The sequence below is a fragment of the Actinoplanes teichomyceticus ATCC 31121 genome (assembly GCF_003711105.1).
GTDB classification, from domain to species: Bacteria; Actinomycetota; Actinomycetes; order Mycobacteriales; family Micromonosporaceae; genus Actinoplanes; species Actinoplanes teichomyceticus.
Map to the genome: position 1 here is coordinate 1,530,138 of NZ_CP023865.1, position 25,348 is coordinate 1,555,485.

Annotated in this window: 21 protein-coding genes, 1 tRNA gene and 1 other RNA gene; 16 read left to right on the top strand and 7 right to left on the bottom strand. The window is 71.7% G+C overall.

Annotated elements, in window-relative coordinates; translation table 11 throughout:
• Positions 1–232: 232 nt before the first annotated feature.
• On the bottom strand, positions 233–949 hold the full coding sequence (locus ACTEI_RS07035) for a hypothetical protein (RefSeq protein ID WP_122976895.1): 717 nt from the start codon (positions 947–949) through the stop codon (positions 233–235).
• A 304-nt stretch (positions 950–1,253) separates the two neighbouring features.
• Positions 1,254–2,666, bottom strand: coding sequence for a glutamate--tRNA ligase (gltX, locus tag ACTEI_RS07040; protein WP_122976896.1), 1,413 nt, complete (start codon positions 2,664–2,666; stop codon positions 1,254–1,256).
• A gap of 280 nt (positions 2,667–2,946) precedes the next feature.
• On the opposite strand from gltX, the gene ACTEI_RS07045 reads away from it, so the two are divergent.
• Positions 2,947–3,480, top strand: coding sequence for a dihydrofolate reductase family protein (locus ACTEI_RS07045; RefSeq protein WP_122976897.1), 534 nt, complete (start codon positions 2,947–2,949; stop codon positions 3,478–3,480).
• 74 nt (positions 3,481–3,554) lie between these two features.
• Here ACTEI_RS07045 and aceE read toward each other — a convergent pair whose 3' ends face one another.
• A complete protein-coding gene (gene aceE / locus ACTEI_RS07050) occupies positions 3,555–6,293 on the bottom strand; it encodes a pyruvate dehydrogenase (acetyl-transferring), homodimeric type (protein ID WP_122976898.1) in 2,739 nt (912 codons plus the stop codon).
• A 152-nt stretch (positions 6,294–6,445) separates the two neighbouring features.
• Positions 6,446–6,859, bottom strand: a complete 414-nt coding sequence (locus ACTEI_RS07055) for a YjbQ family protein (RefSeq protein ID WP_122976899.1) — start codon at positions 6,857–6,859, stop codon at positions 6,446–6,448.
• A gap of 221 nt (positions 6,860–7,080) precedes the next feature.
• On the opposite strand from ACTEI_RS07055, the gene ACTEI_RS07060 reads away from it, so the two are divergent.
• The 6 genes from ACTEI_RS07060 to ACTEI_RS07085 all read left to right on the top strand — a co-directional run bounded on the left by ACTEI_RS07060 (position 7,081) and on the right by ACTEI_RS07085 (position 13,743).
• Complete coding sequence (locus ACTEI_RS07060; protein ID WP_239082226.1) at positions 7,081–9,309, top strand: transketolase C-terminal domain-containing protein; 2,229 nt, start codon at positions 7,081–7,083, stop codon at positions 9,307–9,309.
• A gap of 122 nt (positions 9,310–9,431) precedes the next feature.
• Positions 9,432–9,863, top strand: coding sequence for a DUF3052 domain-containing protein (locus ACTEI_RS07065; RefSeq protein ID WP_020516653.1), 432 nt, complete (start codon positions 9,432–9,434; stop codon positions 9,861–9,863).
• Positions 9,864–9,935: 72 nt separating this feature from the next.
• Complete coding sequence (locus ACTEI_RS07070) at positions 9,936–10,400, top strand: peroxiredoxin (protein ID WP_122976901.1); 465 nt, start codon at positions 9,936–9,938, stop codon at positions 10,398–10,400.
• A gap of 273 nt (positions 10,401–10,673) precedes the next feature.
• Positions 10,674–10,748: transfer RNA gene (locus ACTEI_RS07075), tRNA-Val, on the top strand.
• Between the two features lie 1,679 nt (positions 10,749–12,427).
• On the top strand, positions 12,428–12,688 hold the full coding sequence (locus ACTEI_RS07080) for a hypothetical protein (protein WP_145830817.1): 261 nt from the start codon (positions 12,428–12,430) through the stop codon (positions 12,686–12,688).
• A complete protein-coding gene (locus ACTEI_RS07085) occupies positions 12,685–13,743 on the top strand; it encodes a helix-turn-helix domain-containing protein (RefSeq protein ID WP_122976903.1) in 1,059 nt (352 codons plus the stop codon). Before ACTEI_RS07080 ends, ACTEI_RS07085 begins: the two co-directional genes overlap by 4 nt.
• A 144-nt stretch (positions 13,744–13,887) precedes the next feature.
• On the opposite strand, the gene ACTEI_RS07090 is transcribed toward ACTEI_RS07085, so the two are convergent.
• Positions 13,888–14,427 carry a ribonuclease FAU-1 family protein gene (locus ACTEI_RS07090; protein ID WP_122976904.1) on the bottom strand — a complete coding sequence of 180 codons (540 nt, stop codon included), beginning with the start codon at positions 14,425–14,427 and terminating at the stop codon, positions 13,888–13,890.
• Between the two features lie 166 nt (positions 14,428–14,593).
• Here ACTEI_RS07090 and ACTEI_RS07095 point away from each other — a divergent pair, with 166 nt between their 5' ends.
• Positions 14,594–15,433 (top strand): hypothetical protein, encoded by an 840-nt coding sequence (locus tag ACTEI_RS07095; RefSeq protein WP_122976905.1) that lies wholly within the window; start codon positions 14,594–14,596, stop codon positions 15,431–15,433.
• Between the two features lie 266 nt (positions 15,434–15,699).
• Here the strand turns inward: ACTEI_RS07095 and ACTEI_RS07100 are convergent, their stop codons facing one another.
• Entirely contained in the window at positions 15,700–16,353 is a 654-nt protein-coding gene (locus ACTEI_RS07100; protein ID WP_122976906.1) for a bifunctional DNA primase/polymerase, read from the bottom strand.
• 243 nt (positions 16,354–16,596) lie between these two features.
• Here ACTEI_RS07100 and ACTEI_RS07105 point away from each other — a divergent pair, with 243 nt between their 5' ends.
• The 8 genes from ACTEI_RS07105 (at position 16,597) to mctP (ending at position 24,485) form a co-directional block, all read left to right on the top strand.
• Positions 16,597–17,823 carry a helix-turn-helix domain-containing protein gene (locus ACTEI_RS07105; protein ID WP_122981968.1) on the top strand — a complete coding sequence of 409 codons (1,227 nt, stop codon included), beginning with the start codon at positions 16,597–16,599 and terminating at the stop codon, positions 17,821–17,823.
• Between the two features lie 16 nt (positions 17,824–17,839).
• Positions 17,840–18,424 carry a flavoprotein gene (locus tag ACTEI_RS07110; RefSeq protein ID WP_122981969.1) on the top strand — a complete coding sequence of 195 codons (585 nt, stop codon included), beginning with the start codon at positions 17,840–17,842 and terminating at the stop codon, positions 18,422–18,424.
• Positions 18,425–18,443: 19 nt separating this feature from the next.
• Positions 18,444–19,295 (top strand): Nif3-like dinuclear metal center hexameric protein, encoded by an 852-nt coding sequence (locus ACTEI_RS07115; protein WP_122976907.1) that lies wholly within the window; start codon positions 18,444–18,446, stop codon positions 19,293–19,295.
• A complete protein-coding gene (locus ACTEI_RS07120) occupies positions 19,292–20,026 on the top strand; it encodes a zinc ribbon domain-containing protein (protein ID WP_122976908.1) in 735 nt (244 codons plus the stop codon). Before ACTEI_RS07115 ends, ACTEI_RS07120 begins: the two co-directional genes overlap by 4 nt.
• Positions 20,023–21,129, top strand: a complete 1,107-nt coding sequence (locus ACTEI_RS07125; protein ID WP_122976909.1) for a bifunctional RNase H/acid phosphatase — start codon at positions 20,023–20,025, stop codon at positions 21,127–21,129. The genes ACTEI_RS07120 and ACTEI_RS07125 overlap by 4 nt, the downstream gene beginning before the upstream one ends.
• 83 nt (positions 21,130–21,212) lie before the next feature.
• Positions 21,213–22,499, top strand: coding sequence for a glycoside hydrolase family 18 protein (locus ACTEI_RS07130; protein WP_122976910.1), 1,287 nt, complete (start codon positions 21,213–21,215; stop codon positions 22,497–22,499).
• A 124-nt stretch (positions 22,500–22,623) separates the two neighbouring features.
• Positions 22,624–22,842 carry a DUF3311 domain-containing protein gene (locus ACTEI_RS07135; protein ID WP_122976911.1) on the top strand — a complete coding sequence of 73 codons (219 nt, stop codon included), beginning with the start codon at positions 22,624–22,626 and terminating at the stop codon, positions 22,840–22,842.
• Positions 22,839–24,485, top strand: coding sequence for a monocarboxylate uptake permease MctP (gene mctP / locus ACTEI_RS07140; RefSeq protein WP_122976912.1), 1,647 nt, complete (start codon positions 22,839–22,841; stop codon positions 24,483–24,485). The genes ACTEI_RS07135 and mctP overlap by 4 nt, the downstream gene beginning before the upstream one ends.
• A gap of 383 nt (positions 24,486–24,868) precedes the next feature.
• Here the strand turns inward: mctP and rnpB are convergent.
• An RNA gene (rnpB, locus tag ACTEI_RS07145) (RNase P RNA component class A) lies at positions 24,869–25,275 on the bottom strand.
• Between the last annotated feature and the right edge of the window lie 73 nt (positions 25,276–25,348).

Below are 25,348 nucleotides of genomic sequence, written 5' to 3' on the forward strand. Positions count from 1 at the left end.
GCGGTGCCCACGGCGCGGCGGCGCGTCGCGGTGGTGAGCCGGCCGGGGCGCCGCGCGGGACCCGCACGGGGCGTGGCTGAGAAGCCTGCGGGCGGGGCCCCACAGGTCGTATCGGGAAGGGTTTTCCGCCGGTGGGCGGCCTCGCGGGAAATGGGTTCGCGGATCGGCTGCCGCGCCGCGGAAAGGGAAAACGCCCTGGCTCGCGGGGCGAGCCAGGGCGAACGGCGGGTGGTCAGATCCGGCGGCGGATCACGAAGGCCATGCCGGCCAGGCCGGTCAGGATCACCAGCAGGATCGCGCCGTTGAGCAGCAGCAGGCGGCGCATCTGGCCGAACAGTTCGGACGCCCCGGCCACCGGATCGAGCTCGGACGATTCCATGGTCTCGCCGACGCCGCCGCCGATCCCGCCGTTGACCACGTCCGGCTTCGCCTTCAGCGGGACGCCGGAGAGGCGCAGCGTCTCGGACATCGACAGCCGGCCGTAGAACCAGCCGTCCGGCTTGCGGCCGGAGGGCTGCCTCGCCGGCCGGTGCGCCCGCGGACCACCGGTGGCCAGCGGGTACAGCTCGTACACCTGGGTGGCGTTCTGCTGGATCAGCACCTTGACGGTGTACTTCGGACCGAGCTTGGCGGACTTGGGCGCCGAGGTCTGCGGCGTCGCCGAGGCGAGCCACCCCACCTCGTCCATCAGCATCCGGAACAGCTTCGGGTCCTCCGCCTGCAGCACCGTGATCCCGTCGTCCGGCACGTCGTGGCCGGTGATGTGGATCGTGGTCGGCTGTAGTTTCGGCTTCGGCTTGGCCACCGGCCACACCGCCCCGGCCGTGCCGCTGCCGGCCGGCGCGGCCTGCGCCGACGCCGGAAGGACGCCGAGCGCCAGCGCCCCCGCCAGCGCCAGCCCGCCGACCGCCGCGGCGGCGGCCCGTTTCATCACCCGTCGAACCACCATCCGACCTCCCCCGCCCGTGGATGACATGGTTGCGTGAACCGCTGCTCGTGCTCCGGTGACGACCGGAGCGCGGCCTCGGCCTCCAGCCTTCCCGGACACCGGCCCGGCCGCATCTCGAGGCAGGGTGAATTGGAGCCATGTGGGGGACGACTGCGGAGGACGGTTTTCCGCCGTTGATCAGCGGCCGAATATTACTTGGTCCCCGCAATCCGTGGGGGCGGTGGCCACCCTTGTAGCGGACCGCATCACCGCATTCGACGACCAGCTATGGTGACCGGTCGCCGAATGCGGTAAAAGCGCCGGTTCAGGCGGAAAGGCGAGCGCGCGCCGCGGCGATCCGGGACATCGTGCGCTCCCGGCCGAGCACCTCGATCGACTCGAACAGCGGCAGCCCGACCGTACGGCCGGTGACCGCCACGCGCACCGGCGCCTGGGTCTTGCCGAGCTTCAGCCCGCGTGCCTCGCCGACCTGCTCCAGCGCGGCCTTGAGCGCCTCGGCGCGCCAGTCGGTCAGTTCGCCGAACGCGGCCGCGGCGCCGTCGAGGATGTCCGCCGCGCCCTCCTTCATCGCCTTCGCCCACGACGCCTCGTCGTGCACCGGCTCGTCGAGGAAGAGGAAGTCGACGTTCTCCACGATCTCGGAGAGCACCGCGATCCGGGTCTGGGCCAGCGGGGCGATCGTGGTGAAGACGTCGATGTCGAACTTCGCCGGGTCCCACGGCGGGGCCGGGATCGTGCCGGTGCCGGTCAGCCACGGCGCGCAGACCTGGGTGAACTCCTTCGGGGTGAGCGCCCGGATGTACTCGCCGTTGAACGCGCGCAGCTTCTTGACGTCGAAGAACGCCGGAGCGTGGTTGACGTCCTCGATCCGGTACTCCTCCTCGATCACCGACCACGGGACGATCTCGCGGTCACCGGTGGGCGCCCAGCCGAGCAGCATCAGGTAGTTGCGCATCGCGGCGGCGAGGTAGCCCTCGTCGCGGTACGACTCCAGGGCGACCTTGTCGCGCCGCTTGGACAGCTTCTGCCGCTTCTCGTTGACGATCACCGGGACGTGGCCCCAGACCGGCGGCGTGGCGCCGAGCGCCTCCCAGAGCAGCTGCTGCTTCGGCGTGTTCGGCAGGTGCTCCTCGGCGCGGAACACGTGGGTGATCCCCATGCTCATGTCGTCGACCACGTTGGCCAGCAGGAACACCGCCGAGCCGTCGCTGCGGGCGATGACGAAGTCCTCGATCAGCCGGTTCTCGAAGGTGGGCTTGCCGCGGACCAGGTCCTCGACCACGGTCTCGCCCTCGTCGGGCGTGCGGAAGCGCAGCGCGCGGCCCTCGCCCGGGCCGAGCCCGCGCTCACGGCAGAAGCCGTCGTAGCCGGTGTGCGTGTTGCCGGTCCGGGCGATCACGTCCTCGCGCTTGCAGTCGCAGTAGTAGGCCTTGCCCTCGCCGTAGAGCCGGGTGGCGGCGGCGGTGTGGTCGGCGGCGTACGAGGACTGGAAGTAGGGTCCCTCGTACGTCCCGCGCTCGATGCCGATCCAGTCCAGCGCCGAGATGATGCCCTCGGTCCACTCGGGCCGGTTGCGGGCCGCGTCGGTGTCCTCGATCCGGAGCACGAAGACACCGCCGTGCTGCTGGGCGTAGATCCAGTTCTGCAGCGCCGAACGGGCGCCGCCCACGTGAAACATGCCGGTGGGTGAGGGGGCGAAACGTACGCGAACAGTCACCCGCTCAGACTACCGAGACCGGCGATGGCTTTACGGACCCAGCCCGGCTGGTCCCGGAATAGGGTGATCGCCGGACCCGCTCCGGCGGAACCCCTCGTCCCCGGCGGCACCGCGCGGCTCCGTTGCCCGGCGCCGCCGGCCCGGCCGTTCCCCGGATCCCGGCCGGCGCTCGGGCTCCACGTGCCGGCCGGCGGCGCGGACCCCTTGACACCCGCGCGCCGAGAAGCCTACTTTACCAGTCAGTTAATTAACGAGGCAGTCAAATAGCGAGGTGAGAGCGATGGGCAAGGTTGTCGCGGTGGAGTATGTGACGCTCGACGGCGTCTTCGAGGAGCCGGCCTGGAGCGGGCCGTACTTCAACGACGAGCTCGGCAACTGGCAGGACGCGAACCTCCGCGAGGCCGACGCCCTGCTGCTCGGCCGGCGCACCTACGAGGGCTTCAAGTCCGCCTGGCCGCAGATGGAGGAGGCGACCGGGGAGTTCGGCGTGAAGATGAACGCGATGCCCAAGCACGTGGCGACCACCACGCTCACCACCCCGGAGTGGAACGCGAGCTTCCTGCAGGGCGAGGTGGCCGACGCGGTCGCGCGGCTCAAGGCCGGGCCGGGCCACCTGCTGATCAACGGCAGCGCCACCCTGGTGAACTACCTGACCAGGCACAACCTGATCGACGAGTACCGGCTCATGATCTATCCGGTGGTGCAGGGCGAGGGGCGGCGGCTCTGGGAGGACGGCACCAAGATCGCTCTCTCGCTGACCGGGAGCTGGCGGACCGGCACCGGCGTCGAGGTCGTCACCTACGTCCCGGCCTGAGCCGGCGCCCGGCCGGGCGCGAAACGCGGAATGGCCCGCCACTGTCGTGACGGGCCATTCCGGCGTGCGCCGACCTAGCTGTCGCCGCCGGTCTCGCCGACCGGAGCCGCGTTGACGTCGTCGATCGCGTACTTCTTGGCGGCCTCGGCCGGGACGTGCGCCGGCACCTTGCCGCGCAGCGCGAGCTCGCGCAGCGTGGCCACGGCGACCGACTCGCCGTCCACATGGAAGTGGCGGCGCAGCGCGTGCCGGGTGTCGCTCATACCGAACCCGTCGGTGCCCAGCGAGGTGTAACCGTTCGGCACCCAGCGGGCGATCAGGTCGGGCACCGCCCGCATCCAGTCGCTGACCGCCACCGACGGACCCTGTGCCGCCTCCAGCTTCTGCTGGATGTACGGCTTGCGCGGCTGGTCGCTCGGGTGCAGCAGGTTGTGCTCCTCGGCCTCGATCGCGTCCCGGCGCAGCTCGGTCCACGAGGTGACCGACCAGACGTCGGCGCTCACGCCCCAGTCCTGGGCGAGCAGCTCCTGCGCCTTGAGCGCCCAGCGCATACCGGTGCCGGACGCCAGGATCTGCGCCTTCGGGCCGTCCAGCGCGGGGCCCTCGGAGAACCGGTAGATGCCCTTGAGCAGGCCCTCCACGTCGACGTCCGCGGGCTCGGCGGGCTGGACGGCCGGCTCGTTGTAGATGGTGAGGTAGTAGAAGATGTTCTCCTGCTTCTCGCCGTACATCCGGTGCAGGCCGTTCTCGATGATGTGCGCGATCTCGAACGCGAACGCCGGATCGTACGCCACCACGGCCGGGTTGGTCGCCGCGATCAGCAGCGAGTGCCCGTCCTCGTGCTGCAGGCCCTCACCGTTGAGCGTGGTGCGCCCGGCGGTGGCGCCGAGCAGGAAGCCGCGCGTCATCTGGTCGGCGGCCGCCCACAGCTCGTCGGCGGTGCGCTGGAAGCCGAACATCGAGTAGAAGATGTAGAGCGGGATCATCGGCTCGTCGTGCGTCGCGTACGACGTGCCGGCCGCGATGAAGCTCGCCGTCGAACCCGCCTCGTTGATGCCCTCGTGCAGGATCTGGCCGGTCGTGGCCTCCTTGTAGGACAGGAACAGCTCCCGGTCCACCGAGGTGTACGTCTGGCCGTGCGGCGAGTAGATCTTCTTCGTCGGGAAGAGCGAGTCCATGCCGAAGGTGCGGGCCTCGTCCGGGATGATCGGCACCCACCGGGCGCCGAACTCCTTGTCCTTCATGAGGTCCTTGAGCAGGCGGACGAAGGCCATCGTGGTGGCGACCTTCTGCTTGCCGCTGCCGCGCTTGATGTCGCCGAACACCTTTGAGTCCGGGATCGCCAGCGACTTGGCCTTGGTGCGCCGGGACGGCACGTAACCGCCCAGCTCGCGGCGGCGCTCCTGCATGTACTGGTATTCGTCGGACTTCTCGCCGGGGTGGTAGTACGGCGGGAGGTACGGGTTCTCCTCGAGCTGCTTGTCGCTGATGTCGAGGTAGAGCCGGTCCCGGAAGCCCTTGAGGTCCTCCAGGGTCAGCTTCTTCATCTGGTGGGTGGCGTTGCGGGCCTCGAAGTGCGAGCCCAGCGTCCAGCCCTTGATCGTCTTGGCGAGGATCACCGTCGGCTGACCGGTGTGCTCCACGGCCGCCTTGTACGCCGCGTAGAGCTTGCGGTAGTCGTGACCGCCGCGCTTGAGGTTCCAGATCTCGTCGTCGGTCATGCCCTCGACGAGCTTGCGGGTGCGCGGGTCACGGCCGAAGAAGTGCTCGCGGACGTACGCCCCGGACTCGCCCTTGTAGGTCTGGTAGTCGCCGTCCGGCGTGACGTTCATCAGGTTGACCAGCGCGCCGTCGGTGTCCGCGGCCAGCAGCGGGTCCCACTCGCGGCCCCAGACCACCTTGATGACGTTCCACCCGGCGCCGCGGAAGAAGGACTCCAGCTCCTGGATGACCTTGCCGTTGCCGCGCACCGGACCGTCGAGCCGCTGCAGGTTGCAGTTGACCACGAAGGTGAGGTTGTCGAGCTCCTCGCGGGCCGCCAGGCCGATCGCGCCGAGCGACTCGACCTCGTCCATCTCGCCGTCGCCGAGGAACGCCCAGACGTTCTGCTGGCTGGTGTCCTTGATGCCGCGGTTGTGCAGGTAGCGGTTGTACCGCGCCTGGTAGATCGCGTTCATCGGGCCCAGGCCCATGCTGACGGTCGGGAACTCCCAGAAGTTCGGCATCAACCGCGGGTGCGGGTACGACGGCAGACCGCCGCCCGGGTGGCTCAGCTCCTGCCGGAAGCCGTCGAGCTGGTCGGTGCTCAGCCGGCCCTCCAGGTACGCCCGGGCGTACATGCCCGGGGACGCGTGGCCCTGGAAGAAGATCTGATCGCCGCCGCCCGGGTGGTCCTTGCCCCGGAAGAAGTGGTTCATGCCCACCTCGTAGAGGCTGGCGCTGGACGCGTACGACGAGATGTGGCCTCCGACGCCGATCTCGGGACGCTGCGCGCGGTGCACCAGCATGGCGGCGTTCCACCGGATGTACGCCCGGATCCGCCGCTCGACGAACTCGTCCCCCGGGAACCACGGCTCCCGCTCCGGCGGGATCGTGTTGATGTAGTCGGTGGACGTCAGTGGCGGAACGCCCACCTGTCGTTCACGGGCGCGCTCCAGCAGGCGCAACATAACGTACCGGGCTCGTTTGGCGCCCCGCTCGTCGATGACTCCGTCGAGGGACTCGATCCATTCGTTTGTTTCCGAAGGGTCGATGTCCGGAAGCTGGCTCGGCAGGCCATCGCTGATCACCGGGCGCTTGCGCTCCGTGGCCACAGGCAATCCTCTTGGTTGAGTGTCGGAACCGGTGCGATCCAGGTGGCGTATCGCCCGGAGGTCTCCATCCTGCCCCTTAACGGTGGGCGTCGTCACGCCTAACGGTCGGGGCAGCGATGCGCGACACACGTACTGACCAGTAACTTCGGGTGTCACCCGGTGAGGAACGAGAAACGGACCTGGCGAACCGGGTTGTCGCCGTTGGGATCCACCAGGCAGACCGACTGCCAGGTGCCGAACGCGATGCGCCCGCCGAACACCGGCAGGCTCGCGTACGGCGGGATCCAGGCCGGCAGCACGTGGTCCCGGCCGTGCCCGCGCGAGCCGTGCCGGTGCACCCACCGGTCCTGCGCCGGCAGCAGGTCGCCGATCGCGGTCAGCAGGTCCTCGTCCGAGCCGGCGCCGGTCTCGATCACCGCCAGCCCGGCGGTCGCGTGCGGCACGAACACGTGCAGCAGCCCGTCCGCGCCGCTCGCGTGCTCGCCGAGGAAGCGTTCCGCCTCGGCGGTGATGTCGACGACGGCCGGCGAGCTCCCGGTCCGTACGGTGATCACTTCGGTGCGCATCCGGCGAGCCTATGCGCACCGTTCCGGCGCCGGGCAGGCAGCCGCCGCGCCGGCCGGGACGCGGCGGGCGCCGGGTGTGCGGCGGCGCCGCGCCGGACCGTGTCGATCCCCGACCATGCCGATATCGCACCACCGCCCGGCCCGGCCGCGTCGGAAGATCGACAGGTGTGATCGGAATCCGGCGGGTGGCAGCGCTCGCCCGGGTCCGTAATGCTGGCTTCGTGACCACCCCGCAAAACCTCGACGAGCGGTTCCGCGATGCGGTCTCGGCCCTGCGGCCTCCGGAGCACCCACGGGCGCCCGGCGACCCGGTCCGTGACGGCGTCACGCTGACCGGCGCCCGCGCCCTGGAACTCTTCGACGCCCAGCTCACCACCCGCCACCTCGACCTCGCCGCGCGCTGGCTGCGCAGCTTCAACGAGGGCTTCCACACCGTCGCCTCGGCCGGCCACGAGGGCAATGCCGCGGTCGCCGCCGTGCTGCGCGGCGACGACCCGGCCCTGCCGCACGACCGGGCCGCGGCGTTCTACTGCGTCCGGGCGGCGTACCGGGCCGAGCCGTCCGGCGGCGACCCGGCCCGGCGGCTGGAGGAGGCCGCCCGGGACGTGCTGCGCGGGGTGGTGGCGTCGGTCCGGGACCCGATCAGCGGCGGGCGCGACCGGGTGTTCGGCAACGCCGGGCTGCATCTGGTCCCGGTGGTCTCCGCGGCGGCGGGCCACCTGCCGAGGGCGGTCGGCCTGGCGTACGGCCTGGGCCGCGCGCCGGACCCGCGCTGGCCCTCCGACGCGATCGTGGCGGCCACCTTCGCCGCGGACGACACCGCCCAGCCCGGCGCGGCCGCCGCCCTGCACGCGGCCGGCTGGCACGACCGGGCCGGCCAGCCGGTCCCGCTGCTGCTGGTGTGCGAGGAGGACGCGCCCGGCGGGGCCGCCGCGGACAGCTGGGCCGCGGCGGTGCTGCGCGGGCGCCCGGGGCTGCGTTACGCGTACGCCGACGGATGCGACCTGGCCGCCGTCCACGACGCCGCCACCGCGGCGGTGGAGTACGTCCGCCGCGAGCGCCGCCCCGCCGTGCTGCACCTGGGCACGGTGCGCCTGCTGGGCCACCCGGGCGATCCGGACCCGGGCGCCGACCTGGACCGCGACCCGCTGGTCGGCGCCGCCCGGCTGCTCGTCGAAGCCGGACTGCTCGGCCCGGACGAGGTCATCACCCGCTACGACGAGGTCGGCTGGCAGGTCCGCAAGGCCGCCGAGGAGGTGCTCGGCGAGCCGAAACTGGCCACCGTCGGGGAGATCGTCGCCGCCCTGGCCCCGCGCCGGCCGCTGCGGGTCGCGCACGCGATCGCCGAGGCCGCGAGCCGGGCCACCGGGCCGGGCGCGGCCGGGCGGGCCCGGGTCTTCGGCGGGCGGCTGCCCGAACAGGCCGGCCCGATGACGCTCGCGCAGACCGTCAACGCCACCCTCACCGACGCCCTGGCCGCCCGGCCCGGGCTGCTCGTCTTCGGCCCGGCGACCACCCGGGGCGGCCGGCACGGGGTCACCGCCGGGCTGCGCGAGCGCGGCGGCGACCGGGTCTTCGACACCCCGGCCGACGCCACCGGGGTGATCGGGCTGGCCCTGGGCGCCGGGCTGGCCGGCCTGCTCCCGGTCGCCGAACTGCCCGGCCTGGCCGGTCTGCACGGTGGCGAGGACCAGCTGCGGGCCGAGGCGGCGACCATGTCGTTCCTGTCCTCGGGCCGCTACCGCAACCCCCTGGTGCTGCGCGTCCCGGCGCTCGCCGACGCGTACGGGCTCGGCGGGCACCTGGCCAACGACAACTCGGTCGCGGTGCTGCGCGACGTGCCCGGCCTGGTCGTCGCCGCCCCGGCCCGCGCCGAGGACGCCGCCCCGATGCTGCGCACCTGCCTGGCCGCCGCCGAGGTGGACGGCAGCGTCTGCGTCTTCCTGGAACCGGCGTCGCTGTACCAGACGAGGGACCTCTATCAGCAAGGCGACAACGAGTGGCTGGCGCCCTATCCGTCCCCGGACCGGTGGGCCGGTCAGCACGCCCCGATCGGTCGGGCCCGCATCTACACCCTGGGCACGGCGCAGGACCTGACCATCGTCACGTACGGTGGCGGGGTGCGGATGTCCCTTCGAGTGGCGGCCCGGCTGGCCGCCGACGGATACGGCACGCGGGTGGTCGATCTGCGCTGGCTGAGCCCGCTCCCCGTGGCCGACCTGGTACGCGAGGCCGCGGCGACCGGCCGGGTGCTGATCGTCGACGAGACCCGTCGCTCCGGCGGGGTCGGCGAGGGCGTGCTCGCGGCGCTGGTCGACGGGGCGTTCGTCGGGTCCGCGCGCCGGGTGGCCGCCGCCGACGCACCCGTTCCCCTGGGTCCGGCCGCCCAGCACGTACTGGTGGGAGAAGATGCCATCACACAGGGTGCCCACGCCCTGCTGGCGCGGTAAATTGCCACACACTCGGTGCGCCACTTGCGCCCGAGGCCCGGAGTGTGTGGACTACCCCCAGGTTCCGATGAATTTTTACAGCTGGTTCCGGGTGCATTTTCACGGCTAGGAGGATTTGGACAGTGAGCGCGACCGCGGGTCAGGCCGACGGCGTACGTAGCCTGGCGGACCGGTTCGGCTTCGAGCCGAACATGGTGGTCATGGAGATGGGATACGACGACGATGTCGACGAGGATCTCCGTGACGCCCTGACCGAACGCGTCGGTGAGCTGGTCGACGAGGACACCGACGAGGTCGTCGACGCGGTGCTGTTGTGGTACCGCGACGGTGACGGTGATCTGTTCGAGCTGCTCACCGATGCTCTTGGCCCCCTCGCCGACAACGGCGTGGTGTGGTTGCTGACCCCGAAGGCCGGGCGCGACGGACACGTCGAGCCGAGCGAGATCAGCGAGTCGGCGCCCACCGCCGGCCTGCAGCAGACCTCGACGGTGAACGCCGGCAAGGACTGGACCGGGGCCCGGCTCGTCTCCCCGCGGGGCGCCAAGAAGAAGTAGCTCACCCACCCCCTCAGCGCAGGTCGGCGTCCCTCCCGGACGCCGGCCGATCGGCGTGGCTAGGCTGGGCGGATGCCGATCGAGGTAGGCCGGCCGGCGCCGGATTTCCTGCTCAAAGACCAGAACAACCAAGAGGTACGCCTCGGGAACTTCCGCGGGCGCAAGGCTGTGCTGCTGGTCTTCTACCCCCTCGCGTTCAGCCGGCGCTGCCACGGCGAGCTCACCGAGATCCAGCAGAACCTCGACGGGTACGCCAACGACCGGGTGCAGGTGCTCACCCTCAGCGTCGACTCGGTGTACAGCCACAAGGTCTGGGCCGAGCAGGAGGGCTTCGCGTTCCCGCTGCTCGCCGACTTCTGGCCGCACGGCGAGGTGGCGCGGGCGTACGGCGTCTTCAACGAGGACAGCGGCTTCGCCAACCGGGGCACGTTCCTGGTGGACCGGGCCGGAACGATCCGGTTCGCCGAGATGGCGGGGCCGGGGGAGTCCCGGGACCAGAGCGCGTGGCGGGCGGCGCTCGCCGCCGTCGAGGCCTGATCCACGCCGGTCCATCCCGGTCCCATCCCGGCTCCGCGATGCTCCGGGGCGGTCGCGCCGTCGCGGCGGCTCAGTCTGCCCTGTTCGTGCCGTTCGGTTCTCGCTGCGTCGCTTCCGGGTGGCGCCATCGGGGTCGCCACGGTTCCGTTCTTTCGGTCCGGGGCCTCTCCGGAAGGAGCGATTCCTCCCGGGTGGGCTCCGCTGCCCGGTGTGCGGTGCCTCCGGGCGGCGATCGCGGGCAGGGTAGGATGACCACTCCGGCACAGCCGAGCCGGGCGCGTAGCTCAGTGGGAGAGCACTCGCCTTACAAGCGAGGGGTCGTAGGTTCGAAACCTACCGCGCCCACCACCGTGAACAGCACCGGAGCGGACACCGATCCGGTCGGCCGTCCGCTCCGGTCTCATTTCCGGCCTTAGTTGCTCTTCCACAGCGGGCAGGCGACCTGCTCGGTGATGCCGCTGACCAGTTCTGGCGCGAGGCGCTGGTAGCGGGTCGTCATCACCATCTGGGACCAGCCCAGAAAGCCACCGCTCGGAAGACCCCCGCGCGTGCGGGGGTCTTTCCCGCGAGTACGCGCCGCTCTGGCCGGACGAGATGTTGTCCCCGCAGGTGCGGACATTCGAGCGGCTTCCGTGACGGGGCGGCGGAGTCCGCGGTGCCTGTGGTTCGTGCGGCCGGCCTGCTTCCCGTGAGCGGGTGGCGGCTCGCGCCCAGGGGTCTTGCGCTGCTCCGGGCCGCGGTGGTGGGCGGGACCGGGGCGGCTGGCGGGCCGCGGTGACCTGGTGGCCGCTCGTGCCGACCAACTGACGACGTTTCTGGGCCGCAGTCGTGCACCCGATGACGACTCGATCATTCACGAGGATGGGCCACGCCGCCCGGGAGGTTCTCCGGCTGCGACACGCCGGGGCGGCCATCCCGTTCAACGGGTGAAACTGTGCCGTGAAACGGTGCCGTGGAGAACCGGCTGGCAGGTGATATGACCGATTTAGGTAGATTGTCGTACTAGCTGGCTTGGTGCTGTGGGACTGGTTCAGCCGGATGCGGTGCCGCTCGCTTTCCTGGTCGGCGGTGGGAGTCGCTTTACCTTTAAGATCGAACGCCAGTTCTTCGGAGTTGTTTGGTTCGCCGCATTCATATGAGGCCGGTTCTGGGCCCGGCGGAATGCGAGCAGGGCTCACCTGCGGGTTTGTCATCGGTGGTCAAATGACTACCGGCGAACCCGTGATCCGTTGTCCCGGCTCCAGCTCGTGAAGAATTGTAGAGTGGGCCGGTATCGCTTCTACGGGGTCGGGTGTTCAGGTGAACCGGCGTAGTGCGAAAGGACGACAGTAAGCACTGTGTGACGCATGTCAATTTTATTTTTGTTGCCCCCTGTTTCGCGCCGTTTCATTGCGGGATGATCATACTGTTTATTGCTGTCCTGCTCGGCGGGGGTGACCCGGAAGGCGGCGTTTCGCAAGTTTCCTAAGTGTGGCGCGGGCACGGCACGCACCCGCAGTCTCTCGTTAGCGCCGCGTAGGTGACTGGCGCTAGTTGCCTGCGGGGTGTCATGGTCATCTGGCGGCGCAACCTACCGTCGGGTACGCTCAAAACGAGGATTTCTGCACGACATCCTCATCCGATCTCGCGTCTGGTTGACCCTGGGCCGATTCGGAGAAAGCCCCGAAATTGGCTGTGGTGGCAGTTTTCGGGGAAGTCGATAAGGGGTCGATGCGGTGCCGTTGGCGCTCGCGTCGGCCCCTTATTCGTTACGGATTTCCCGCATTCTTCGAAGGCCGGAAAGCGCTCGTGCGGTTCTCCGCGTGGGGCGCCCGGGGCGGAGTTGCCTGCGCTGTCTCCTGTTGATCATGTCAGGTTTCCCGATCTTCATCGGGCAACCGCCTGTGTTGGTTTCCGTCGGTCCTCTGGGGCAGAATGTCGGGCGGCGCTGAGGCCTCCTGTCCACCAGCAGGAGTTTCCGTGCTGTCCCCCGTATTTCCTGTTTCTGCAGTTGTGGCCCAGGGTCAATTACCAGAGTGGAGATCTGTATGTCGCGTAGTGTCACCCCGCCTTACCAGCAGAATGATCCGTCCCCGGGCGTGGGCGATCGGCGCGGCCGGCGCCGTGTCGTCATCTTCGTCGTCGTGGCCTTCGTCGGCGCCGCGCTGCTGGCGACCGGGAGCGACCTGGAGTCGGTGCTGCTCGCGCTGCTCGGCCTGGGGCTGGTCGCCGCCAGCGTGGCGCGCTGGGTGGTCGACGACGTCCCGCTGCCCGGCGCCATCTCGTTCGTCCAGGATGTGAATCGATGACGGCCGGTTCCGGCGCCGACGACGCCCGCCCGTCCGCCGGCCGGCGCCGCCGGGCCGGGCGCGACGACGAGGAGCTTCTGTCCCCGCCCGAGCATGCCGAGGTCACCGCGCACTTCCAGCACATGCTCGACAGCGTCACGCAGCGGCTCAGCGACGCGCGGGAGAAGGAGGCGCAGCTGCGCCTCCGCGAGCAGCGTGTGCAGGCGTTGGAGGAGCGCGCCCGGCAGCTCTACGCCGAGGTGCACATGATGGAGGCGCGGGTGTCCCGGGCCGCCGCCGCGGCTGCTCTGGAGACGGCGCCGCGCTCTCCCGTCACCGCGACGACTCCGCGCGCCGAGCGGGCCGCCGCGGCTCGGGAGCACGAGCTGGCCCGGATGAAGGCCAAGCTGATCAACGGCGAGACCGCCGGAGCCGAGCTGGCCGAACGGATCCGGTTCGCTTACCAGCAGAACGGAAAGCTCTCCCTGGAAACCCTGGGCGGGCTCGTCGGTTACAGCAAGGCGACCCTGTCCAAGGTGTTCAACGGCAAGATGGCTCCGGCGTGGGCCCTGGTCCGGAAGCTCGGCACCGAGCTCAAGGTGCCCCAGGCGCTGGTCATGCAGGAGTGGCTGCCGCTGTGGATCGCCGCGGACACGTACCGCCACCGGAAGCCGAGCGCGTCCCGGGCCACCGCCCCCATCCCGGTGGAGACGATCCCGGCAGCCGGGCCGGCCGCCGCCGTCGCGCTGACCGGCCCCACCGGACACACCTGTCCGAAGTGCGGCGGATGGGTGGTCGACGCCGCCCAGCACGCCAACTGGCACACGGTCACCGAGTCCGGAGCCTCGCAGCCGCCCGGCGACCCGATCGGCAAGAGCTGGGTGGCCTGGACCGGCGTCTCCGAGCAGCCCGCTCCCGGGCTGCTCGGGGCCGAGCCCGGACACGGGCCGCACCCGGCGCACGAGCGCCCGCTCGCCCAGGAGGTGCTCTCCGAGGTGCTCCGCCGGACCCGGAACACCTCACCCGTGCCGGGACCGATCGCCGAGCTGGCCGAGCAGATGGGGGTGCCCATCTGACCTGACGGCGCGGCGCCGTGGGACCGCTCGCGGCGTCGTGCCCGGACAACGCGCCGGCACGGCGCCGCGGGACCGCTCGCGGCGTCGTGCCCGGACAACGCGCCGGCACGACGCCGCGGGCGCCCGGTCGCGCGACGCGTCCGGTCAGCGGAACGGGGACCAGCGCCGGGCCGGCCGGCCGACCCGGGCGAGCCACCCGCGGTAGTGCCCGGCGAACGGCTCGGCCCCGCCGGTCAGGGCCGCGTGCAGTTCGGCGGCCGCGCCGGTCGCCCCGGCGACCACGTCGTCGGGATATCCGAAGTGGACCCGGTGCTCGGCGAACTCGTCCTCGTCGTCGATCACCACCCGGCCGTCGGCACGGAACCGGATCAGGTCGATGTCCAGGTCGATCACCGTGAATTCGCGCGGACCGGTACGCCGGGCCGGGGTGCTCACGTCGCAGTAGATCTCCGACCGGCTCGGCTCGGCCGAGAACATCGCCAGCCACCAGCGGTCCCGTGGGATCAGCCGGACCGAGTCCGAGCCGGTCCAGGAGATCCGCCGCAGGCCGTAGCTGAAGCGCACCGTGGTGCCTCGCGGGGTGCCGATCCAGGTGCCGAACTCGTCCTCGCCGAGCAGCCGCCCGGTGACCCGGCGGTGCGGCCGGCCGTCGTACTTGCGCAACACCAGGTCCACCGCGTCCACCCGGCGACGGTAGCGCAACGGCTCCGCAACCGGCCGTGGCTCAAGTCGCCCGGCCGGTTCCCGATCGCTAGTGGTACCTGCGGGGATGACCGCAGTGGGCGGGTCCGGCCGGTTTCCCCCTGGCGGTTCGGGCCCGCCCGGACGGATCGGGGACGGAGAACCAGCCGTGAACGCGGACCTGCACATCGGCACCGATCCGGAGAAGGTCGTGGTTTCCGCGTACCGGGTACGCACCCGCACCGGGCGAGCGCGCTCCCGGCGTACCGGATCGGTGGTCGAAGCCGTGCCCCGGCGGCCCACCGGGCGTACCCGGGAGGTTCGCCTGGTCCACGCCGGACGTCTCGCCCTCGCGCTGCTGCTGGCCTCCGCCCTGGTCGCCGCCGCCGGACTCACCTGGTGGCTGCCGGCGGCGGTGAGCGTCGCCCTGCTCGTGCGGTTCTGGCGGTGGCAGGCCCGGGCCGCCCGGCCCGCGGTGTTCGCGGCGCCGCGCGACCCGGGGTCCCGGGTGCTGTGGAGCGCCCCGGAGCGGCAGGCGTTCGCGCGGGCGCTGACCGCGTCGCACCGGGTACGCCGGACCTGGCCGGCGCTGTCCGGCATGATCGACGCGCCGCTCGCCGACCGGTCGCTGACCCGGGCGCTGGACGAGCTGGCCACCCTGCTGGCCCGGCGGCAGGAGCTGCGCCGGGTGCGGGCCGGTCTGGACGCCACCCGGGACGCCGACATCCCGGCGGACAGCCCGGCCCGGATCGCCGCGGACACCCAGCGGGAGCGGGCCGACCGGCTGTGGCGGGAGACCGGCGCGGCGGCCGACCGCATCCTGCGCTCGATCGAGGCCGCGGCCCGGGCCGGGGAGAGCTTCATCCGGGAACGACAGGTGGCCGCGACCGCGCGGGACGCCGAGCGGGCGCTCGCCCGGGTCGGCGGCGTCCCCGCCGCGGACAGCGCCCCGGAGCTGGCCGAGCGTACCGAAGTGGTGATCGCCGCCTACCGCGATCTCGCGGCCTGACCTTTTCACTCATCCACGTCACCCCGCCGGGTGACTCGCCCCGTGCGGCGGTCCGGGATACCTTGTCGGATGACATGTGTTCTCGTGCCCATACCCGGGACCCGGCCGCCGGTGACGACGTGGCGGCCGGGAAGGGCGCTCTGCCGCCGCCGGGCCCGGAGCCGTCGCGGCGTGGCCGGTGCTCGGCGGGCGTTCCGCAGCCGGGCCGCTCGGTGTGCGGGGCGCAGCCGTCGCGGCGTGGCCGGTGCCCGGCGGGCGTCGCGAGGTCAGGCCGCGCGACGTTCGGTGGAGAGCTGACGCGGCACGACGGGTGTCCGGCGCGCCCGGCGCGCGGTGCCGGCGAGCATCTCCTGCACCCGTTCCGGGTCGGGCAGGGCCCAGTCCACCGCGGTGGGCGGGACCGCCCACCGCACCGGTCCCTCGGCCATCCGGCTCGGCGGGGCCGGGATCCATGAGCCGCGGCCGTGGCGCACCACGTCCAGGCGCAGGTCGAGTTCGTCCCGCAGCGGACAGCCGGGCCGGACCAGGAACATCCAGCGCCCGGCCGCGGTGACCGCGACCGGCCCGGCAGCGCCGGCGGGCGAGTCGGTGACCGGACGGCCCAGCGCGGCCGGCACCTCCAGCACGTCGAAGGCGTCGCCGGTGGGCAGCAGGACGTTGTGCGGCCGGCGCCGCCACCACCCGGCCACCCGGCCGGGATCGGCGGTGGCCGACTCGGCGAGGGACTCAACCGCCGGATGGCAACCGGTGATCGAGCATCCGGGACGCCCGCACTCGAACCGGAGCCCGGTCAGGTAGGAGCCGGGCGCCACCGCCCAGCCGTGCCCGGCGTACGCCCGCGCGGCCCGGCGCAGGCGGACCCGGTCGAGACGATCGAAAAGCGAAGGTCGGACGAACGGCTGACGGTTGCTCCACTGCATAGCCCAATTCCCCCCGGATCCGGGTCTGCTGCCGTCAAGACCGGTGGGACGGCCGTATCCCGGCGCGACGAGTGTCGTTGGGACGGGCAGATCCACCCTTTGCAACTTGCACATCAAAACTACGAGCATCGGTGAGCAGGCGATCACACACGCTGTGCGATCTGTGCGCACGTGAGCGGTTCACACTGCTGGTCACCGGAGGCTCACCGGCGGATGGACCGCCGGGTGAGTGGGGGAGGCACCGTGGACGAGCTGCCGATCGGCCGCCGCGTCGCCTACTGGCGGGGCAGGCGCAGGATGTCCCAGCAGGTCTTCGCTGACCGGCTGGGCAAGAGCAAGAGCTGGGTCGACAAGGTGGAGCGGGGGGTCCGCCGGCTCGACAAGTTCTCCGTGGTGTACGACATCGCGGACGTGCTCCAGGTCGATGTCCAGCTGTTGCTGGGCAAGGAGGTGGAGCGCAAACCGGAGACCCAGAACTGCATCGACCAGGTCGAGGTCGACCAGATCCGGGCGGCGCTGGAGCGGTACGACCAGATGAGCGCGTTCTTCCAGGCGGTGCCGCAGTCGCCGCCGCTGGCCGAGATGCACAAGGCGGTCAGCCACGCGTGGCTCACCTACCAGCACGCGAAGTACGGCGCCCTGGCCCGCGCCCTGCCCAAGCTGCTGCGCGACGCCCAGGCGGCGGACAGCGCGCACGCCAACAGCGACCAGGCGGCCCGGGCCGCGCACCTGCTCGGGCAGGTCTACCAGATCGCCTCGTCGGCGCTGCGCAAGGTCGGCGAGCACGAGCTGTCCTGGCTGGCCGCGGACCGGTCGATCGCGGTCTCCCAGCGGGCCGGCGACCAGCTGCTGGCCGGTCTGGCCAGCTACCGCGTGGGCAGCGCGCTGCTCGCGCTGGGCCGGGTCCGCCCGGCCCTCGAGGTCAACGTCAACATCGCCAACCGGCTCGCGCCCGGCCTGGAACGGCCGGACGGCGAACGGCTCTCGGTGTACGGGATGCTGCTGCTCAACGGCGCGATGGCGGCCTCCCGGATCGGGGACAGCGCCACCGTGCGCGACCTGCTCAGCGGCGCCGACCAGGCGTCCCGCCAGCTGGGCGGCGACTTCAACCACTACTGGACGTCGTTCGGGCCGACCAACGTGCAGCTGCACCGGTGCGCCACCGCGGTGGAGCTCGGCGACGGCCGGACAGCGGTGGAGACCCACGAGAGCATGGACATGGCGGGGTTCAACGCCCTGCTCCCGGAACGGCGGGCGCACCACTTCCTGGACATCGCCCGCGGCTACACCCAGGTCGGCGACGTGGAGAAGGCCGGCGAGATGCTGCTGGAGGGCGACCGGCTCGCCCCCTCGGAGATCCGCTGCCGCCCGCTCGCCCACGAGGTCCTTTCCGACGTGCTCCGGCGGACCCGGGGCACGCCACCGGCTCCGATCGCGGAGCTGGCCGAACAGATGGGAGTCGGCGTATGAGGTGGGTCCGCGCGTGATGACGGGTAACCCCTCACCCGGTGTGCTGTACGTCCTCGTGTGTGGTTCGCCGATGGCCCGGGACGTCGGGATCCTCGTCGGCATGGCGCAGCGGGACGGCTGGGAGGTATGTGTGATCACCACCCCCGACGGCCGCAAGTTCGTCGACGTGGCGGCCCTGCAGGAACAGACCGGACATCCGGTACGAACCTTCTACAAGAGTCCCGGTGACCCGGACGTGCTGCCGCCGGCGGACGCGATGATCGTCGCGCCGGCCACCGTCAACACCGTGAACAAGTGGGCCGCCGGCATCACCGACACGCTGGTGCTCGGCCTGCTGGTCGAGGGGTACGGCTACGGCGTGCCGACCGCGGTGGTCCCGTACACCAACAAGATCATGGCGTTGCATCCCGCGCTGCACGAGAGCCTGGCGAAGCTACGCGACTGGGGTGTGCACGTGCTCTACGGCGAGGACGTGTGCCGGCTGGGCGCCCCGGGCCAGACCGACCGGTTCCGCGGCCAGTTCCCGTGGCGGCGTGCGCTGCAGGCGGTCAGCGACCCGATCCCGGCGGGCAGCCGAGTCGAGCCGGGAGCGGTTTCCTAGACGTATAGAGTTTGCGGTCGTGACGGAGCCTGCCGCTGTACCGACCGTTCGTCAGGTGGTCGACGCCCTCGACGCGCGTTATCCCCGGAACTGGGCGGAGTCGTGGGACCGGGTCGGTCTGGTCCTCGGTGAGTTCGAGCGCGCCGTGACCCGGGTCCTGTGCGTCGTCGACTGCGTGCCGGAGACCGTCGACCAGGCTCTCGCGATCGGCGCCGACCTGATCGTCGCGCACCACCCGCTGCTGTTGAAGCCGGTGTCGTCGATCGCCCCGGACACCTTCAAGGGGCGGATCGTGCACCGGCTGATCCGTGCCGAGGTGGCGCTCTACACCGCGCACACCAACGCGGACGTCGCCAATCCGGGTGTCTCCGACGCGCTCGCCGCCCGGCTCGGCCTGACCGGGCTGCGCCCGCTGGTGCCGGCCGAGGGCGCGGCCGCCGGCGAGGGCCGTGGCGTGGGCCGGATCGGCACCCTGGCGCAGCCGCTCACCCTGGCGGGGTTCGCCGCCCTGGTGGCGGAGCGGCTGCCGGCCACCGCGGCCGGGGTGCGTGCGGCCGGCGACCCGGGGCGGCAGATCCGCACGGTCGCCGTCTCCGGTGGCGCCGGTGACTCCTTCCTGGCCGACGCGGCACATGCCGGGGTCGACGCGTATCTTTGCGCGGACCTGCGGCATCACCCGGTCAGCGAGCATCTCGCCAACGGCGGCCCGGCGCTGCTCGACGCCGCCCACTGGGCGACCGAGCGGCCCTGGCTGGACGACGTGGCAGCCTGGCTGGGCGCGGAGTTCCCCGTCGATGTGGTGGTGTCCGACCTGGACACCGACCCCTGGACCGTTCATGCCGCTTCTGCGCAGAAGGAGAACCACTCGTGAAGGCTGCCCCGGAAGCCCAGCGTCGCCTGCTCGACCTGCAGGCCGTCGACACCGCCCTGGCCCAGCTCGCGCACCGCCGCAAGAGCCTGCCCGAGCTCGCCGAGATCGAGGCGGTGGCCCGGGAGATCTCCGCGCTGGAGGACGAGCGGGTCCGTGCCCAGGTCACCGTCGACGACCTGGACCGCGACATCTCCCGGTTCGAGAAGGACATCGAGCAGGTCCGGCAGCGCAAGGAGCGGGACCAGAAGCGGCTCGACGCCGGGGGCGCGCTGAAGGAGATCGAGGGCCTGCAGCACGAGCTGGCCACCCTGAACCGGCGGCAGTCCGAGCTCGAGGACGCCGAGCTGGAGCTGATGGAGCAGCGGGAGACCGCGGCGGCGGCGCTGGCCGACGTGCAGGACCGGATCGGCGCGGCGGTGCGGCGGCGCGGCGACGCCGAGCGGCGGCGTGACGAGACGTACGCGGAGATCGCCAAGGAGCAGGAGTTCAAGTCGGCGTCGCGCGGCCCGCTCGCCGCGGACCTGCCGGCCGATCTGGTCACCCTGTACGACAAGATCCGCACCGAGACCGGGATGGGCGCGGCGCTGGTCCACGCCGGTCGCTGCGGCGCCTGCCGGATCGAGCTGTACGGCGCGGACCTGGCCCGGGTGAAGGCCGCCCCGGCCGACGAGGTGGTGCGCTGCGAGGAGTGCCGCCGGATCATGGTGCGTACCGCGGAGTCCGGGCTGTGAGCGGTGACCTGCGGGTGGTCGTCGAGGCGGACGGCGGGTCCCGCGGCAACCCCGGCCCGGCCGGCTACGGCGCGGTGGTGCGGGACGCGGCCAGCGGCGAGGTGCTGCTGGAGCGCTACGCCGGTCTGGGCACCGCCACGAACAACGTCGCCGAGTACTCCGGCCTGATCGCCGGCTTGCGCGCCGCCGCCGAGCTGGGCGCCACCCGGGTCGACGTGCGGATGGACTCCAAGCTGGTGATCGAGCAGATGGCCGGCCGCTGGCAGATCAAGAACCCGGGGCTGCGGCCGCTCGCCGCCGAGGCGGCCGGGCTGGTCGCCACGTTCCGGGAGGTCACCTACGGCTGGATCCCCCGGGAGCGGAACCGGGCCGCGGACGCCCTGGCCAACCGGGCGATGGACGAGGCCGCCGGGAAGGCGGCGCGGGAGCCGCAGCCGGCCGCTCCGGCGCCGAAGCCGCGCTCCTGGGCGCCCCCGTCGCTGGACAACGCCACCCGGCTGATCCTGGTCCGGCACGGCGCGACCGCGATGACCGCGCAGGGCCGCTACTCCGGGCGCGGCGACGTGCCGCTGACCGACGAGGGCGAGGCCCAGGCGATGGCGGCGGCCGGCCGGGTGGCCGGGCTGTCCCGGGACGTCGGGGCGGTGCTGTCCTCGCCGCTGGCGCGCTGTGTGCGTACCGCCGAGCTGATCGCGGCCGAGGTGGGTGGCGTCCCGGTGACGGTGATGGACGACCTGATCGAGTGCGATTTCGGCGTGTGGGAGGGCAAGACCTTCGCCGAGGTGCAGGAGGGCTGGCCGCGGGAGATGTCGGCGTGGCTGGAGTCGACCGGTGTGGCGCCGCCGCAGGGCGAGTCGTTCCAGGCGGTCGCGAAGCGGGTGCGCGGGGCGATGGCGAAGATCCTGCAGGGTTACCCGGGTCAGGTCGTCGTGCTGGTCTCGCACGTCTCGCCGATCAAGCTGATCCTGCGGGACGCGCTGGCCGCCGGGGACGCGTTCCTGCACCGGCTGTTCCTGGACGCCGCCGGGGTGTCCACGATGGATGTGTGGCCGGACGGCAACATCGCGGTGCGCTCGGTCAACGAGACGGCGCATCTGCGATAGATCGGCGCCATTGACCGCTCCGGGCGAGACGTTTAGCTTCCTCGATCAGGAAACTTTCTTCAACGTTTCGCCCTGGAGGGCTCATGCGCGGTACCACCCGCCGCCTCGTCGCCGTGGCGGCCGCCGTCACGGCCGTCGTGGCCGCCGCACCGACTCCCGCACAGGCAGATGACCGACGCCCGTACGTCAAGGTCGGCTACTTCACCCAGTGGGGCATCTACGGCCGCGACTTCCCGCTGGCGAAGGTGCAGCAGTCCGGTGCCGCGGCCCGGCTCACCCACCTCAACTACGCGTTCGGCCCGGTGACCGCGGACGGCGTCTGCGCCTCCGCCGACCCGTGGGCCGACTGGCAGGTCCCGTTCTCCGACGCGAGGAGCGTCGACGGCGCCGCGGACGTGGCCGGCCAGCCGATCGCCGGCAACCTCCACCAGCTCGCCGAGCTCAAGGCGAAGAACCCGCAGCTGCGGGTGCTGATCTCGCTGGGCGGGTGGAGCGGGTCGGCGTACTTCTCGGACGCGGCCCGCACCGACGCCAGCCGCAAGAAACTGGTCTCCTCGTGCGTCGACCTGTGGCTCAAGGGGAACCTGCCGGGCCTGGCCGGCGGCGTGGCCGCCGGCATCTTCGACGGCATCGACCTGGACTGGGAGTGGCCCGGCTCGGAGGGCAACGCCGGGAACGTGATCCGGCCCGAGGACCGGCCGAACTTCACCCGGCTGGCCGCCGAGTTCCGCAGCCAGCTGGACCGGCTCGGCCGGGCGAACCGCCGGCACTACGACCTGACCGCGTTCCTGCCCGCCGCTCCGGCCAAGATCGAGGCGGGCTTCGAGGTCGACAAGATCTTCCGCTACCTCGACTTCGGCACCCTGCAGGGCTACGACTACCACGGCACCTGGGAGCCCCGGACCAACCAGCAGTCCGCGCTGCGGGTGCCGCCGGGCGCGCCGGACGACCCGGACTTCTCGGTGGAGACCACGGTCGGCGCCTGGCTGGCCGGCGGCGCGCCGAGGCGCAAGCTGGTGCTCGGCCTGCCGTACTACGGCCAGGGCTGGACCGGGGTCGCCGGGGGCGGCTCCGGGCTGTTCCAGCCCGCCACCGGCCCGGCGCCCGGCGTGTTCGCCGCCGGCACCGAGGACTTCAAGACGCTCGCGAAGCTGCCGGCGCAGGGTTACACCGTGCACCGGGACCTGCGGTCCGGCCACGCCTGGCTGTTCGACGGCACCACCTTCTGGACGTACGACGATCCGGCCGTGCTGCTGCAGAAGACGCTCTACATCCGTACCCGTGGGCTGGGCGGCGCGATGATGTGGTCGCTCGACGGCGACGACGACCACGCCACGCTGACCAGGACGGTGTCGGCGGGTCTGCGCTGAGGGGGCCGGGGCGGTGCTGCCGTTCGGCGCACCGCCTCGCCCGTTCGGCGCAGTCGGATCGCCAGAGATCCGGCTGTCTCGTTAGCGTGACGGAAACCATGCACGCTGTTGAGGGAGGCGGATCATGGCAGCGCCGGAATCCCCGCGTACCGATAGCAGTCCCTGGAACTGGTTGCTCCTGGCGCCGATCGTGGTGCCGTTGCTGACCCCGCTGTTCAACCACGACGAGCCGCGGCTCGCCGGGTTCCCGCTCTTCTACTGGTTGCAGTTCGCCTTCATCCTGCTCGGCGTCGGGACCACCACGCTGGTGTACCGGATGACCCGCAAGCGGAGCCGGCCATGAACGACCACGTCACCGAGATCGTCATCTTCACGGTCTTGTTCCTGCTGGTCAGCGCGATCGGCTTCGTGGCCGCGCGGTGGCGGGCGCCGAAGGACATGGCGCACCTCGACGAGTGGGGCCTGGGCGGGCGCAGTTTCGGCGGCTGGATCACCTGGTTCCTGGTCGGCGGCGACCTGTACACGGCGTACACCTTCGTGGCCGTGCCGGCGCTGATCTTCGGCGCCGGAGCGGCCGGGTTCTTCGCCGTGCCGTACACGGTCGTGATCTACCCGATGTTCTTCCTGATCCTGATCCGGCTCTGGTCGGTGTCGCACCGGCACGGCTTCGTCACCCCGGCCGACTTCGTCCGCACCCGGTACGACTCGCCGACCCTGGCGCTGCTGATCGCGATCACCGGGATCGTGGCGACCATGCCGTACATCGCGCTGCAGCTGGTCGGCATCGAGGCGGTGCTCAAGACGATGGGCGTGACCGGCGACAGCGCGCTCGCCCGGCACCTGCCGATCATCATCGCGTTCGCCATCCTGGCGGCCTACACGTACCAGTCCGGGCTGCGGGCGCCCGCGCTGATCGCGTTCGTCAAGGACACCCTGATCTACATCGTGATCATCGTGGCGGTGCTGTACCTGCCGTACAAGCTGGGCGGCTGGGGCGCGATCTTCGAGGCGGCGGACAAGAAGTTCCAGGCCTCCCCGGCGCCCGGCGACGGGATCATCCTGAACGCCAACAACCAGGTGCAGTACTTCACCCTGGCGCTCGGCTCGGCGCTCGCGCTGTTCCTCTACCCGCACAGCATCACCGGCGTGCTGGCCAGCCGGAACCGCGACGTGATCAAGCGGAACATGTCGGCGCTGCCGGCGTACAGTTTCCTGCTCGGCCTGATCGCGCTGCTCGGCTACATGGCCATCGCGGCCGGGGTGAAGCCGCTGCCCGGCGCCAAGGCCGGCAGCGTGGACAGCAACACCGTGGTGCCGCTGCTGTTCGACGCGAAGTTCCCGGCCTGGTTCGCCGGTGTCGCGTTCGCCGCGATCGGCATCGGCGCGCTGGTCCCGGCCGCGATCATGTCGATCGCCGCGGCCAACCTCTTCACCCGCAACATCTACAAGGAGTACCTCAAGCGGGACGCCACCCCGGCCCAGGAGGCCGGCGTCGCCAAGATCACCTCGCTGGTGGTCAAGATCGGCGCGGTCGGCTTCATCGTCTTCCTGGACCCGCAGTTCTCCATCGACCTGCAGCTGATCGGCGGCGTGATCATCCTGCAGACCGGGCCGTCGGTGGTGATCGGCCTCTACACCCGGTGGCTGCACCGGATCGCGCTGATCGCCGGCTGGGCGGCCGGGATGGCGCTGGCGTTGTGGATGCTGTGGCAGATCCCGAACGCCGCCACCGGACGCCGGCACTTCGGCGGGTCGGCGTTCCCGCTGTCCGAGTTCGGCCTCGACAGCCAGAAGACGATCTACGTCGGCTTCGTGGCGGTACTGGCCAACCTGGTGGTCGCCGCGCTGGTCACCCTCCTGCTGCGGGTGATGCGGACACCGCCGGGCGCGGACGGCACCACGCCCGGCGACTACTTCGCCGACGAGGGCGACCCGCGGGTCGAGCGGGAGAAGAGCACCCCGATCGACACGGTCTCCTCCACCTGACCGGATCCGATCCCGAGCGCCGTGCCCCCTCGCCGAGCGGGGCACGGCGCGCTGTCGGCCAGCCGTACACCGGCACCTGACAACGGCCAAGATTCGCTCTGCCGCCGAAGCTCGCGGCCGCGGTGGCGCCTGCCCCGGCCCGGCACCCCCTCGTCCTCGGATGCCTCCGAGCCGTGGCGGCCGTGCTGGGCGGTCTCGCAACGTCGCTAGCGGCAGTCGTCGGCCTCATCGCGGTCCTGCGTCGATGAGGCCGACGCCGGGACGGCAGGCGCACGGGTGCGGCCTGTCGGCCCGCGGCCGCAGTCGTCCCGGCCGGATGCCGGGGCGTCGAAATCCTGCGGCAGACGGGCGGCCGCTGCCGGGCGGCATGGCTTTCGAGGCGGCGGACGAGTCGGCCTGTACGCCGGATTCTGTGGCCGGCGACCTGGGTCGCCGGTGGCGGCCATCCATCTCGGCCTGCCGTCGCCGGCAGGCTCATGCGGCCTACCCGCAGGATCAGGCGAGCAGCCCTCGAACCCTGCGCCGGCCGCGGCCCTGCGGTCGCGGCCTTGCTTGGCCTTGCTCCGGGTGGGGTTTACCTAGCCGCCCCGGTCACCCGGGACGCTGGTGAGCTCTTACCTCACCGTTTCACCCTTACCGGCCGGCGCCGAGGCACCGGCCGGCGGTCTGTTCTCTGTGGCACTGTCCCGCGGGTCACCCCGGGTTGCCGTTAACAACCACCCTGCTCTGCGGAGTCCGGACGTTCCTCGGCGGTGCCCGGGGGCACCGACGCGGCCGCCCAGCCGACTCGTCCGTCGCGCCGTAATCCTACGTCCCCGGCCGGACCGGCCCGGCGACCCGGTCCGGGCCGGACGCGGGCGGGC